We start from the raw sequence: 13,250 nt of genomic DNA on the forward strand, positions 1-13,250 counted from the left end.
GCAGGTCACTTCGGGGTGACGCAGCGGGGGTGCCCCGGTGAACGTTCAGGCGGGCGCGACCGCGGACCACGGGACCGTCAGCTCGCCCGGGCGGACGCGCGGGTCCGGGACCGGCCAGCCGCGCGCGATCAGCAGCCGGACCGTCTCCAGCCAGCGGGACCGCACCCCGAACGCCTGGTGCGGCGCCGCCGTCGCCCAGCAGGTGTCGAGCGCGGACAGGAACGCGTGGATCCGCTCACCCGGGACGTTCCGGTGGATCAGCGCCTTCGGCAGCCGCTCGGCCACCGTCGACGGGCGGTCCAGCCCCGCCAGCCGCAGCGACAACGTCAAGGACACCGGGCCGGCCGAAGACACCAGCACCCACGTCGACAGCCGGCCGATCTCGTCGCACGTGCCCTCGACCAGCAGACCGCCCGGCGCCATCGAAGCCAGCACGAGGTCCCACGCGCCACCGACCTCGTCCTCCGCGTACTGGCGCAGCACGTTGAACGCGCGCACCAGCACCGGCCGCGTCCCGGCCAGCTCGAACCCCCCGCGGCGGAAGTCCAGCAGCGGCGGCGACGCGGCGGGCAGAGCGGCCGCGACCCGCGCCGGGTCCAGCTCCAGACCGAGGACCCGGACGTCCGGCCGGACCCGCCGCAGCCACCGCGCCAGCTCGACCGTCGTCACCGGGGAAGCGCCGTACCCGAGGTCGACGACCAGCGGCGACTCCGCCGCGCGCAGCAACCGGGTCGTCGCGGGGGAGTACGTGATCCACCGGTCGACCCGGCGGAGGCGGTTCGGGTTGGTCGTGCCGCGGGTCGGCGCGCCGACCGGGCTCAGTTTGCTTCCGCGAGCCACTTCGCCGCGAATTCGGCTTCGCGCTCGAGCAGCTTCATGACCTGCTCGGCGATGACGGCCTCCAGCTTCTTGCCGAACAACGGGACCCGCATGGTCACCTCGCCGCTGGTCCGGAACACCGTCTTGGCGCCGTTGGCCAGCAACGCGGTCCGCGCGGCGATCTCGCCGGGGACGCCGCCGACCTCGACGGTCGCGTTGCCCTGCCGTCCGGTGCCGTCGTTGCTCACGCGCCAGGTCTGCGTGCGGGTCACCATCAGATCGCCCTTGTGCAGCGTCCGGACCGCCTGCGGGAGGTTTTCCGCCTGGATGCCCTGCCGCAGCTCGTACCGCAGGTCCGTGCCGGACTCCTCGTACGACAGCAGCGCCGCGCCGTGCCCGCCGAGCTGCTCGAGCCGCGCGCGCAGCGCGTCTTCGCCCGCGACCGCCGCGTACGTCGCGGCGACGTCGGCGGAGTACTCAGCGCGGTGCTCGATCCGGGATCCCATGAGCCGGACAGTACCGTCAGACGCGTGAACACCGCCCGTACTCCCGCACCGCCGAAGCTCTCCGCGTACACGACGCTGCGTCTCGGCGGCCCCGCCCGCCGGTTCGTCAGCGCCGTGACCAGCGAAGACCTCGTCGCCGCGGTCCGCGACGCCGACGCCGCCGGCGAGCCGGTGCTGCTCCTGGGCGGCGGCTCCAACCTGGTGGTGGCGGACGCGGGGTTCGACGGCACGCTCGTCGAGGTGGCGAACACCGGCTGGCGGCGCGACGGTGACGTCGTGGAGGTCGAGGCCGGCCAGAACTGGGACGCGTTCGTCGCCGGCCTGGTCGAAGCGGGCCTGGGCGGGCTCGAATGCCTCTCCGGCATCCCGGGCAGCGTCGGCGCGACGCCGATCCAGAACGTCGGCGCGTACGGCTGCGAAGTCGCGGAATCCATCGTCTCGCTGGAGCTGTACGACCGGCGGACGGGCGAAGTGCGCACGCTCAAGGCCGACGACCTCGGCTTCGCCTACCGCACCAGCGTCCTGAAGGGCACCGACACCGGCGTCGTCCTGTCGGTCCGCTTCGAGATCCGCGAAGACGGCCTCTCCGCGCCCATCCGCTACGCCGAACTGGCCCGCACCCTCGGCGTCGAGATCGGCGCCCGCGTCCCGGCGGCCGACGCGCGGGAAGCCGTCCTGAAGCTGCGCCGCGGCAAGGGCATGGTGCTCGACCCGGACGACCACGACACGTGGAGCGCGGGCTCGTTCTTCACCAACCCGATCGTCCCCTCGGCCGAGGCGGAGGCCGTGCTGGCGCGGATCGCCGGCAGCGTCGGGGCCGACGCGCCGCAGTACCCCGCCGAGGGCGGCGTCAAGCTGTCGGCGGCCTGGCTGATCGAGCGCGCCGGCTTCGCCAAGGGGTACCCCGGGCCGGGGAACCGCGTCTCGCTGTCGACCAAGCACACCCTCGCCCTCACCAACCGCGGCGACGCCACGACCGACGACCTGCTGGCGCTGGCCCGCGAGGTCCGCGACGGCGTTTTCGCCCGGTTCGGCGTCCGGTTGCACCCCGAACCGCTCTTGATCAACTGCGTCATTTGAGCCGAACCGGGCAACCTGGACGTGTATGAGACGTCTTTGTCGACAAAGACGTAGCCACCTGATCGGATGGTCTTCACCAATCGGGCGGTAACGTCGAGCGGGCCACCAGCGCTATGGGCGTGTGCCCTGCTGGTCAGTGGGGGAACTCGGGAGGTTTCGGTGATCGAACGGCGCACGGTCTTCAAGGCCGCACTCGCGGCGGGGGCCGCCCTGGTCGCCGCGGCGTGTTCGAGCACGAACGACGGCACGGCGTTCCCGACCGGCGCGGCCGGTGCCGACGGCGGTGGCGCGCAGCCCGTGGCGAAGATCACGGCCGAACCCGCCGTCAACGCCAAGGACGCTTCGGTCCTCCAGCCGGTCACCGTCAAGGTCGCCGACGGCAAGCTCACCGAGTGCAAGGTCACCGCCGACGGCGGCAAGGCCGTCAAGGGCGACACCGCGCCGGACGGGCTCACCTGGACCAGCTCCGAGCCCCTCGGCTACGGCAAGACCTACACCTACGCGGCCAAGGCCACCGGCACCGACGGCAGGCCGGTCGAGCTCACCGGCACGTTCACCACGATCAACCCGGCCAAGCAGGTCCGCGCCACGCTCAACCCCGCCGACAACCAGCAGGTCGGCGTGGCCATGCCGATCAGCGTCAAGTTCGCGTCGCCGGTCAAGGACCGCAAGGCGGTCGAGAAAGCCCTCTCCGTGAAGACGGACAAGGAGATCGAAGGCGCCTGGGGCTGGCTGTCGGACAGCCAGGTCGACTACCGGCCGAAGGAGTACTGGCCGCAGAACATCACCGTGAACGTCGAGGCGAAGCTCTACGGCGTCGACCTCGGCGGCGGCGCCTACGGCAAGGCCGACGTCACGACGAAGTTCAAGATCGGCCGGAACCAGGTGGTCAAGGTCAACACCCCGGACCACCAGATGGTCGTCTACCGCAACGGGTCGCAGGTCAAGAGCTACCCGTGCGCGAACGGCCTGGACGCCGAGGTCGACCGCAACACGCCCAACGGCACCTACATGGTCATGAGCAAGGAGCCGACGGCCGTCTTCGACAACGCCCGCTACGGCTACACGAACGTCAACAAGAAGTGGGCCTGCCGGTTCTCCAACCACGGCGAGTACATCCACGAGAACCAGGACAACGCGGCCAACATCGGGAAGAACAACAACTCCCACGGCTGCGTCAACCTCCTGGAGGCCGACGCCAAGGACTACTTCGACTCCGCGCTGGTCGGCGACCCGGTCGAGATCACCGGCTCGAAGCTCGGCCCGCCGATGGCTTCGGACGTCAAGGACTGGAACTACAGCTGGGCGGCCTGGAAGTCGCTGGGAGCGAAGTAAGCCGTGCGCACCGAAGTCGTCGGGCACGGCGGGGTCCGGCTCGGCCTGCGGGTCGAAGGAGCCGAGAACAGCAGGCCGATCGTGTTCGTGCACGGCTGGGCGCAGTCCGCGGGCTGCTGGGCCGCGCAGCTCGCCGACCCCGCGCTGACCGAGCGGTTCCGGCTGGTCGCGATGGACCTTCGCGGCCACGGCGCCTCCGACGTCCCGGCGGCGGGCTACGACGACCCGGTGGCCTGGGCCGACGACCTCGCCGCGGTGCTCGACTTCGCCGGCCCGGCCGCGATCGTCGTCGCCTGGTCCTACGGCGGGCTGGTGCTCGCCGACCACATCCGGGTGCACGGCACCGCACGGCTGCGCGGGGCCGTGCTCGTCGGCGCCATCACCGAGATCGGCCGCGACCGGCCGGGCGGCCGCGTCGGCCCGCTGATGCGCGAGCACATGCGCGCGATGCTTTCGGACGATCCGGACATCGCGGTCCCCGCGCTGACCGAGTTCAGCCGCGGGATGGTGGCCCGGCCGGTGCCCGGCGCGCAGGCCCAGGCCCTCCTCGGCGCTTCGTTGAGCGTGCCGCCCGCGGTCCGTTCGGCGCTGTTCCGCCGGGACATCGGCAGCGAAGAAGTGCTGGTCAGGCTGGACAAGCCGACCCTGGTCGCGCACGGAACGGCCGACCGCGTGATCGAGCCCTCGGCGGCCGAGCACGCCCTCGGGAAGATTCCGGGCGCCGTCGGGCGTTGGTTCCTTGACGGGGGGCATGCGCCCTTCGCCGAGTCCGCGGACGAGTTCGACGCGGTACTGCGGCAGTTCGCCGAGGAATGCTGACGCAGGAGACGACCAGGTGACCAGCTCCACCCGGGGGTTCGACGCCGCCCCACGCCGGATCGCCGTGCTGTCCGTGCACACTTCGCCGCTCGAACAGCCGGGCACCGGCGACGCCGGCGGCATGAACGTATACATCAGCCAGACGGCGACCGAGATGGCCCGCCGCGGCGTCGAGGTCGAGGTCTTCACCCGCGCGACGGCGTCGGACCAGCCGCCGGTCGCCGAGCTGGCGCCGGGCGTGACCGTGCGGCACGTCCAGGCCGGGCCGTTCGAACCGCTGGGCCGCGACGAGCTGCCCGCCCAGCTGTGCGCGTTCACCTCCGGTGTCCTGCGCACCGAGGCGTTCCACGAACCCGGGTACTACGACCTCATCCACTCGCACTACTGGCTGTCGGGCCAGGTCGGCTGGCTGGCCCGCGACCGCTGGTCGGTGCCGCTGGTGCACACCGCGCACACGCTGGCGAAGGTCAAGAACGCCGCGCTCGCCGACGGCGACAAGCCGGAGCCGCGGCTGCGGGTGATCGGCGAGGAGCAGGTGGTCGCCGAGGCCGACCGGCTGGTCGCCAACACCGCGGTCGAGGCGCGCCAGCTCGTCGACCTCTACGACGCCGAGCCCCATGCGGTGCACGCCGTGCCGCCGGGCGTCGATCTCGACCGCTTCACGCCGGGCTCCCAGGCCGCCGCGCGCGCTGTCCTCGGCCTCGCCGAAGACGACGTCGTGCTGGCGTTCGCCGGCCGGATCCAGCCGCTGAAGGCGCCGGACGTCCTGCTGCACGCCGCCGCGGCCCTGCTGCGGCGGCGCCCCGAACTGGCCCCGCGGCTGGTCGTGCTGGTCGTCGGCGGGCCGTCGGGCACCGGGCTGGAACAGCCGCAGGCCCTGCGCGAGCTCGCGGTTTCGCTGGGGATCGAGCGGCAGGTGCGGTTCCTGCCGCCGCAGCCGGGGGAAGCGCTCGCCCGCGTGTTCCGCGCCGCCGACGTCGTCGCGGTGCCCAGCTACAACGAGTCGTTCGGCCTGGTCGCCCTGGAGGCGCAGGCCTGCGGGACGCCGGTGGTCGCGGCCGAGGTCGGCGGCCTGCCGGTGGCGGTGCCGCACGGCGTGTCCGGCCTGCTGGTGCCCGGCCACGGCGCCGACGAGTGGGCGGACGCGCTGGCCGCCGTCGCCCTGCGCCCGGACCGGCGGGCCGAACTGGGCGCCAACGCCGTCGTGCACGCGCGGCGGTTCTCCTGGCGCCGTACGACGGACGCGCTGCTGGACATCTATGCTCAGGCCACCAGCGCGTTCCGGCAGGCGCTGGAACTGCGCGCGGAGGTGGCGGTGTGAGCTTGGACCAGCTGATCCAGTCTACTTTGGACTCCGCGGAGCTGAAGTACGACAAACGCGGTCCCGGCAAGTACTTCGTCACGCTGCCCGGCACGAAGAAGCTGCAGACGAACGCCTGGCTCGTCGACGGCGACCACGCGTTCTCGGTGGAGGCCTTCGTCTGCCGCCGACCCGACGAGTCCCATGAGGACGTTTACCGGTTCCTGTTGCAGCGCAACGCGAAGCTCTACGGCGTTCACTACACAGTGGACAGTCTCGGCGACATCTACCTGGTCGGCAGGTTCGGCAAGGAGACGATGTCCGCCGACGAGCTGGACAAGGTCCTCGGCCAGGTGCTGGAAGCCGCCGACGGCGACTTCAACACGCTGCTGGAGATCGGCTTCGCGACGTCGATCAAGCGCGAGTGGGACTGGCGCGTCTCCCGCGGCGAGTCGCTGGCCAACCTCCAGGCGTTCAAGCACCTCGCGGAGCCGCGCGACCCGGGCTTGACCGAGTCGTGACCCGGGCCGTGCAACGGCCCTGAACCGGACATCCGTCTCACCGCCAGTCGAAACTGGAGGGAGACGCAGGATGCGGACTCGATGGAGAGCGGCGCTCGCGGGCGCGGCGGCGGTTTTCGCACTGGCCGGCTGCTCGGCGGCGGAGAACGGGGCATCGTCCACGGCGGACAGTGCCGGCGGGGTGGCGAAGGTCCCGGCCGCGCCACAGCAGGGGACCGGGGGCAAGGCCGAATCGAAGGTCGCGGCCCCGCAGCCCGGCGCGACCGAACGCAAGCTTTCGCGCAGCGCGCGGCTGGAACTGACCGCCACCAAGGTCGTCGACGTCGTCGCGCAGGCCAGGGGGATCGCGCAGGGCGCGGGTGGCTACACCGGGCAGGAGAGCACGGGCGACCAGTCGGCGACGCTGTCGCTGGCGGTGCCCGCCGAGCGGCTGGACCCGGTGCTCGACCAGCTGTCGCACCTGGGCTCTTCGCTGGTCAAGCGAGAGCTGAACACTCAGGACGTCACTGAGCAGGTGGTTGATGTCGAGGCGCGGCTGACGACGCAGCGCAAGTCCGTCGAGCGAATCCGTGCGCTGCTCTCGCAGGCGACTTCCGTGTCGGACATCACGTCGATCGAGAGCGAATTGACCAGCCGCGAGTCGGCTTTGGAGTCGTTGGAGCAGCAGCGGAACTCCCTCGCCGGGAGTGTCGCGATGGCGACCGTTTCGATGAGCATCCGGAGTGTGGTTGCGCCCGCGCCGCCGTCGGAGGACCGGAGTGGGTTTCTTGGTGGGCTGGCTGGGGGGTGGGATGCGTTCTTGACCTTTGGGGGCGGGTTGTTGACCGTGCTTGGGGCCGTGGCGCCGTTCCTGCTGATCGTGGGGCCGCTTGCTTGGGGTGCTTGGTGGCTTAACCGGCGTCGGCGGGCTTCTCGGCCGTCTCCTGTCGAGGGCTGAGTTCTCCCGCTCCTCGTCTTCGATTGTTCAACACCGGAAACCCAGCCTCAAGGGCGCCTTCGGCGTCGCTTCGCGATGAGCTTCGCTCACCCTTGACCCCGGGTTTCCGGTGCTGACTGCGGCTGGGACGAGGTTCGGGGGAGGTCTAGGTGCGGCCTTCGGCCTTCTCGTGCGGCCTTCGGCCTTCGGCCTGTTGCGGTCCTTTGTGGCCTGTTGTGGAACAGGCGGGACGGCTCGAGGGAGGGGGAGTCGCGATCTCGAGCCGCCCCGCTGAAGTTCCCGCCGATCAGGACCCGGTGACGAGGGGGATGCCAACGGGGCCGGCGGGCCGCGGCTCGGCAGGGGGGAGACGAGCCGCGGTCGGAGCCCGAAACCGGCCGGGGAGTGCGTGGAATCCGGCCGCTCGGGACGTAAGCAAACCTGTCAGATCTCGACCTGTAATCACAAGACTACCCACTAGTCCGTTCGAGTGAACTTCACTCGCGGCGATAACGGTGTGCAGTTTGACGCGAGGATTTTGCGCGTTGTTGGCGCTCGGACTTGTCGAAGAGTGAGGTGTTACTCCGTAGTAACACACTCTGTGTAGGACGCGAGGTCACCAGTGAGCGCCGTGGTCCGTCATGGCAGGCTGGGGCCCATGGCTGAACTCGGGACGTTGGTGCTGCTGCGGCACGGGCAGAGCACGTGGAACGCGGAAAACCTGTTCACCGGCTGGGTGGACGTGCCGCTGTCGGAGCAGGGCGAGGGCGAAGCCCGCCAGGGCGGGCAGCTGCTGGCCGAAGCCGGGCTGCTGCCGGACGTCGTGCACACCTCGCTGCTGCGCCGCGCGATCTCCACCGCGAACATCGCGCTGGACGCCGCCGACCGGCACTGGATCCCGGTCAAGCGCGACTGGCGGCTCAACGAGCGCCACTACGGTGCGCTGCAGGGCAAGAACAAGAAGCAGACCCTCGACGAGTTCGGCGAGGAGCAGTTCATGCTCTGGCGCCGCTCGTACGACACCCCGCCGCCGGCGATCGACCCGAAGGACGAGTGGAGCCAGGCCGGCGACGCCCGCTACGCGAACCTCGGCGACGACGCCCCGCTGACGGAGTGCCTGAAGGACGTCGTCGAGCGGCTGCTGCCGTACTGGGAGTCCGAGATCGTGCCGGACCTGCGCGCGGGCAAGACCGTGCTGGTCGCCGCGCACGGCAACTCGCTTCGCGCGCTCGTCAAGCACCTCGACGGGATCTCCGACGCCGACATCGCCGGCCTCAACATCCCGACCGGCATCCCGCTGCGCTACGACCTCACCGACGACCTCAAGCCCGTGAAGCCGGGCGGGGAGTACCTCGACCCCGAGGCCGCCAAGGAGGCCGCGGCCGCGGTCGCCAACCAGGGCCGCTGACCTTCACGACGCGGTGACCGTCCTGACCGCGGTCGCCTTCCAGCCCGGACCGACGCGGATCAAGTCCAGCTCCGTGGTGAACGGGCGGTCGGCGGTGCCGGTGGGGCCGGTCACCTTCAGCGTCGTGAAGAACAGCACCGTCGCCGTTCCGCCGGTCAGCGCGGTGACGCCGGCCAGCGGGTCCGGTCCGAGGACGACCTTCGTGCCGCTCTGGCGGATCGCGGCGACGTAGGTCGCCTTCTTCGCGCGGTAGTCGGTCAGCAACGGCTCGGCGACGACCGCTTCGGCCCGCGCGTAGGAGCCTTCCGGGTCGCCGCTGTCGGTCGTCAGCAGCGCCGCGGCGGCCGCGCGGGCCCCGGCCAGCGCCGAGTCGCGCAGGCCGGCGAGGGAGCCGTCGTCCGGATGCGGCGCGGGCGGCGGCTGCGCCGGGTTCAGCGCGAGGTCCGAAAGCTGCCAGCGGCCGCCGGTCCGCGCCGCGGTGAACGCGGCCGTGGCCAGGCCCTTCGACGTCCCGTTGGCCTGCTCCAGCACCGCCAGTTCCCGGACGCGGTCGCCGGTGAACTCCAGCGCCGCGTTCCGCACCACGCGGGTGGTCAGGCGCACCGGCTGCGGGCTCTTCCGGATCGTGTCGAACAGCTTCGTGAGCTGCTCCTTCGCCGCTCCCGTGACGTTCGCCGCGACGGCCTGGTCGAACGCAGCCGGGTTCGCCGAGTCGTAGCTGAAGACCGCCTCGGCCGCCGCCTTCACGGCGTCGAGCGCGGCGGCCGTCCCGGGCCCGTTGACGAGCGCGAGGTTGCCGGTGAGCGGCGTGGCCGTGCCGGAGACGGCCGACGTGCACGCCGAGGTCGTCAGGGCCAGCGCCAGGAGCGCTCGCCTCACAGGAGCCCGGCCTCGCGCGCCCGTGCCCCGGCCTGGAACCGGGACGACGCGCCGAGGACCTCCATCAGCTCCGCCACCCGCCGCCGGTAGGTCCGCAGGCCGACGCCGAGCGCGCGGGCCGCCGTCTCGTCCTTGCAGCCCGACGCGAGCTGCTCGAGGATCTCCCGCGCGCCCAGCTCGGTGAACCGGGCCTGGTACGACTCGAGGTCGGTGGCGCCCGCCCAGGCCGCCTCGAACAGCGACTGGATGCCCTGGACCAGCTCCGGGCTGCTGACGACGGTGTAGCTGCGGACTCCGCCGACGTGGTCGCCCGCGACGATCGCGATCCGCCGGTCCAGCAGGATCGTCTCGTTGACCTCGCGCTCGGTGATCCGGATGCGCGCACCCTGCGTGGCCATGAACCGCAGGTGCTCGGCCAGCGCCGGGTCGAACAGGACACCGGGCAGGTACATCTTGCGCACCGACATCGTGCGCACGGCCTGCTCCCGGTCCGGCGCGCTCGGGTGCGCCACCGACCAGGTGTGCAGGTCGCGGGCCGCGCACGAGATCTCGGTCGCGGTCGCGAACAGGTGAGCCGTCCGCTCGAACAGCTCGGCTTCCCCGCGCACCACGACGACGTCACTGACTCTCTCCACGCATTCCAGTGTGGCAGCAAACTGCCAAACCCGGAGGTCACCGGCACCCGGCCGGAAAGCTGGAGCCATGACCACGAACACCACCCTCCCCGCCGCCGCGGCGGGCACCTGGCAGCTCGGCTCCTTCGAAGTCAACCGGCTCGGCTTCGGCGCGATGCGCCTGATGTCCACTTCGGACGGTGGCATCCGCGCCCGCGAGACGTCGATCGCCGTGCTGCGCCGCGCCGTCGAGCTCGGTGTGAACCACATCGACACCGCCGTCTTCTACTTCGCCGGGCCGCGCTCGGCGAACGAGCTGATCAACAGCGCCCTGGCGCCCTACGAAAACCTGACCATCACCACCAAGGTCGGGCCGGGCCGCGACTTCACCGGCGATTTCTACACCGCCCGGCCCGACCAGCTGCGCGCCCAGGTCGAGGAGAACCTCCGCCAGCTGGGTCTGGACCACCTCGACGTCGTCAACTACCGGATCGGCCAGGCGCTCGACCGCGGTGAGGGCTCGCTGGCCGACGGCTTCGGCGCGCTCGCCGAGCTGCGCGAGGAGGGCCTGATCCGCGAGCTGGGCATCTCCAACGTCGGGCCCCACCACCTGGTCGAAGCGCTGGAGATCGCGCCGGTCGTCTGCGTCCAGAACCAGTACGGCCTCACCGCGCGCCGCGAGGACGACGAGATCGTCCGGATGTGCGCCGAGCACGGCATCGCCTTCGTGCCGTTCTTCGCCGTCGCGAGCGGCACGGGCGAGGACGCGCGCGTCGCCGAAGTCGCGCGCCGGCACGACGCCACCCCGGCCCAGGTGCGGCTCGCGTGGACCCTCCACCAAGGACCGCACGTGCTCGCCATCCCGGGCACCGGCGACGTCGCGCACCTCGAGCAGAACGTCGCCGCGGCCGCCCTGCGGCTGACCGACGACGATCTGAAGACCCTGGACGCCGCCGGGTGATTCACCCGGAATGTCTCGCCGCGGAATCGATCGGGTGAACGCGGGCTGAAGCACCGGCGAACATGTCCTCGCCAGGTGTCGCGGTGCTCACGACTAGGCGGACAACGCTAGGCCGAAGGGCCACTTCTCAGCTTACGATCGGCCTGTGACCACGCCTGTTTCCCTCGCACTGGCCATCGGGGCACTGGTGGCCGGTGCGGTGGTCGGCTACCTCGCCGCGCGGGCTCGAACCCGCCGCGAAGTGGCCCGGCCGCCGGGCCCGACCGTCGCGGAACTCCTCGAACGGCTGGTCCGGTCGTCGAACAACGGCGTCGTCGTCCTCAACCGGTTCGGCGACATGGTGCTGCACAACCCGCGCGCCTACGAGCTGGGCCTGGTGAAGGTCAACCAGGCCGACCCGCGCGCCCGCAAGGCCGCCGAACAGGTCGTCGAAACCGACGAGCCGCTGGAAATCGATCTCTCGCCGCTCGAAGCGCGCGGCCGCCAGCCGGAAGCGGTGCTCGGGCAGGTGCGCCCCCTCGGCGACGGCTTCACCGTCGTCGAGGCCGTCGACCACTCCGAGGCCATCCGGCTGGAGGCCGTCCGCCGCGACTTCGTCGCCAACGTCAGCCACGAGCTCAAGACCCCGGTCGGCGCGATCGCGCTGCTCACCGAGGCCGTGCTCGACGCCGCCGAGGACGTCGAGGAGGTCCGCCGCTTCGGCGGCAAGATCCTCCGCGAGTCCACGCGGCTGGGCCAGCTCGTCACCGAGCTGATCGCGCTGTCGCGCCTGCAGGGCGCCGAGCGGCTGCCGGACCTCAACGTCGTCGAGGTCGACGCCGTCGTCCGCGAGGCGCTCGGCCGGACCACGCTCTCGGCCGAGTCGGCCGACATCCGGGTCACCACCGACACCCCCAGCGGCCTGCTCATCGAGGGCGACCGGACGCTGCTGGTCACCGCGCTGTCCAACCTGCTGGAGAACGCCGTCGCGTACTCGCCGGCCGGCAGCCCGGTCTCGATCAGCAGGCGGCTCGCCGACGGGATGGTCGAGATCGCCGTCACCGACCGCGGCATCGGCATCGCCGAGGACGAGCAGCAGCGCGTGTTCGAACGCTTCTACCGCGCCGACAAGGCCCGCTCGCGCGCCACCGGCGGCACCGGGCTCGGCCTGGCGATCGTCAAGCACGTCGCGGCCAACCACGGCGGCTCGGTCGGGCTGTGGAGCCGTCCGGGCACCGGCTCGACGTTCACGCTGCGCATCCCCGCGCACGTCAGCCCCGAGCCGGCCACCGAGCCGGCGCGGCCCGCCAAGACCTCGCCGGCACCGCGGCAGGAGAAGACCCCCGAGCGCACCCCGAGGCTCGTGGTTACCGGGCAGGACAGCCCAGATCATGGAGGAAACCTGTGACCAGGGTTCTCATCGTCGAGGACGAGGAGTCGTTCGCCGACCCCCTCGCCTTCCTGCTGCGCAAGGAAGGGTTCACCGCGGCCGTCGCCGGGACGGGCCAGGCCGCGCTGGAGGAGTTCGACCGCAACGGCGCCGACATCGTGCTGCTCGACCTGATGCTGCCCGGGATGAGCGGCACCGACGTCTGCAAGCAGCTGCGCCAGCGCTCGGCCGTGCCGGTGATCATGGTGACGGCGCGCGACAGCGAGATCGACAAGGTCGTCGGCCTGGAGCTCGGCGCGGACGACTACGTGACGAAGCCGTACTCGGCCCGCGAGCTGATCGCGCGGGTCCGGGCGGTGCTGCGCCGCGGCGGCGAGCCGGGCACGGACGGCGAGCTGGCCCCGCTGGTGCTCTCGGCCGGCCCGGTCCGGATGGACGTCGAGCGGCACGTCGTGACCGTGGACGGCGCCGAGGTGTCGCTGCCGCTCAAGGAGTTCGACCTGCTGGAGTACCTGCTCCGCAACGTCGGCCGGGTGCTGACGCGCGGGCAGCTGATCGACCGGGTGTGGGGCGCGGACTACGTCGGGGACACGAAGACGCTCGACGTCCACGTGAAGCGGCTGCGGTCCAAGATCGAGCCGGACCCGGGCTCGCCGCGGCACCTCGTCACGGTTCGCGGCCTGGGCTACAAGTTCGAGACATAAGTCCCTTTCGGTGCGGTAC

At 71.6% G+C, this 13,250-nt stretch carries 14 protein-coding genes; 10 read left to right on the forward strand and 4 right to left on the reverse strand.

What is annotated here, in order from left to right; all coding sequences use genetic code 11:
* Positions 1 to 45: 45 nt before the first annotated feature.
* The gene (locus ACWEVP_RS09665) at positions 46 to 840 is read right to left on the reverse strand and encodes a class I SAM-dependent methyltransferase (RefSeq protein ID WP_452062167.1); all 795 of its coding nucleotides are present in this window, start codon (positions 838 to 840) and stop codon (positions 46 to 48) included.
* The gene (locus tag ACWEVP_RS09670) at positions 819 to 1,325 is read right to left on the reverse strand and encodes a DUF2505 domain-containing protein (RefSeq protein WP_452062168.1); all 507 of its coding nucleotides are present in this window, start codon (positions 1,323 to 1,325) and stop codon (positions 819 to 821) included. The genes ACWEVP_RS09665 and ACWEVP_RS09670 overlap by 22 nt, the downstream gene beginning before the upstream one ends.
* 24 nt (positions 1,326 to 1,349) lie before the next feature.
* On the opposite strand from ACWEVP_RS09670, the gene ACWEVP_RS09675 reads away from it, so the two are divergent.
* From ACWEVP_RS09675 to ACWEVP_RS09705, 7 genes are all read left to right on the forward strand, one after another.
* Positions 1,350 to 2,405, forward strand: a complete 1,056-nt coding sequence (locus ACWEVP_RS09675) for a UDP-N-acetylmuramate dehydrogenase (protein WP_452062169.1) — start codon at positions 1,350 to 1,352, stop codon at positions 2,403 to 2,405.
* 159 nt (positions 2,406 to 2,564) lie between these two features.
* Positions 2,565 to 3,740, forward strand: coding sequence for a L,D-transpeptidase (locus ACWEVP_RS09680; protein WP_452062170.1), 1,176 nt, complete (start codon positions 2,565 to 2,567; stop codon positions 3,738 to 3,740).
* 3 nt (positions 3,741 to 3,743) lie between these two features.
* On the forward strand, positions 3,744 to 4,559 hold the full coding sequence (locus ACWEVP_RS09685; RefSeq protein WP_452062171.1) for an alpha/beta fold hydrolase: 816 nt from the start codon (positions 3,744 to 3,746) through the stop codon (positions 4,557 to 4,559).
* Between the two features lie 16 nt (positions 4,560 to 4,575).
* Positions 4,576 to 5,880 (forward strand): D-inositol-3-phosphate glycosyltransferase, encoded by a 1,305-nt coding sequence (gene mshA / locus ACWEVP_RS09690; protein WP_452062172.1) that lies wholly within the window; start codon positions 4,576 to 4,578, stop codon positions 5,878 to 5,880.
* Positions 5,877 to 6,380, forward strand: a complete 504-nt coding sequence (locus ACWEVP_RS09695; protein ID WP_452062173.1) for a YbjN domain-containing protein — start codon at positions 5,877 to 5,879, stop codon at positions 6,378 to 6,380. The genes mshA and ACWEVP_RS09695 overlap by 4 nt, the downstream gene beginning before the upstream one ends.
* A 70-nt stretch (positions 6,381 to 6,450) precedes the next feature.
* Positions 6,451 to 7,317, forward strand: coding sequence for a DUF4349 domain-containing protein (locus ACWEVP_RS09700; protein ID WP_452062174.1), 867 nt, complete (start codon positions 6,451 to 6,453; stop codon positions 7,315 to 7,317).
* Between the two features lie 637 nt (positions 7,318 to 7,954).
* Complete coding sequence (locus ACWEVP_RS09705; RefSeq protein ID WP_452062175.1) at positions 7,955 to 8,704, forward strand: phosphoglyceromutase; 750 nt, start codon at positions 7,955 to 7,957, stop codon at positions 8,702 to 8,704.
* A 3-nt stretch (positions 8,705 to 8,707) separates the two neighbouring features.
* Here the strand turns inward: ACWEVP_RS09705 and ACWEVP_RS09710 are convergent, their stop codons facing one another.
* Positions 8,708 to 9,583: a hypothetical protein gene (locus tag ACWEVP_RS09710; protein ID WP_452062176.1), complete on the reverse strand. Its 876-nt coding sequence runs from the start codon at positions 9,581 to 9,583 to the stop codon at positions 8,708 to 8,710.
* Positions 9,580 to 10,218 (reverse strand): DNA-binding response regulator, encoded by a 639-nt coding sequence (locus tag ACWEVP_RS09715; protein WP_452062177.1) that lies wholly within the window; start codon positions 10,216 to 10,218, stop codon positions 9,580 to 9,582. The genes ACWEVP_RS09710 and ACWEVP_RS09715 overlap by 4 nt, the downstream gene beginning before the upstream one ends.
* A 67-nt stretch (positions 10,219 to 10,285) precedes the next feature.
* Here ACWEVP_RS09715 and ACWEVP_RS09720 point away from each other — a divergent pair, with 67 nt between their 5' ends.
* The 3 genes from ACWEVP_RS09720 (at position 10,286) to ACWEVP_RS09730 (ending at position 13,231) form a co-directional block, all read left to right on the forward strand.
* Positions 10,286 to 11,158, forward strand: a complete 873-nt coding sequence (locus ACWEVP_RS09720; protein WP_452062178.1) for an oxidoreductase — start codon at positions 10,286 to 10,288, stop codon at positions 11,156 to 11,158.
* 145 nt (positions 11,159 to 11,303) lie between these two features.
* The gene (locus ACWEVP_RS09725) at positions 11,304 to 12,545 is read left to right on the forward strand and encodes a sensor histidine kinase (RefSeq protein ID WP_452062179.1); all 1,242 of its coding nucleotides are present in this window, start codon (positions 11,304 to 11,306) and stop codon (positions 12,543 to 12,545) included.
* Positions 12,542 to 13,231, forward strand: a complete 690-nt coding sequence (locus ACWEVP_RS09730; protein WP_086680214.1) for a response regulator transcription factor — start codon at positions 12,542 to 12,544, stop codon at positions 13,229 to 13,231. Before ACWEVP_RS09725 ends, ACWEVP_RS09730 begins: the two co-directional genes overlap by 4 nt.
* Positions 13,232 to 13,250 lie beyond the last annotated feature (19 nt).

It is taken from the genome of Amycolatopsis sp. NPDC003865 (assembly GCF_053605345.1).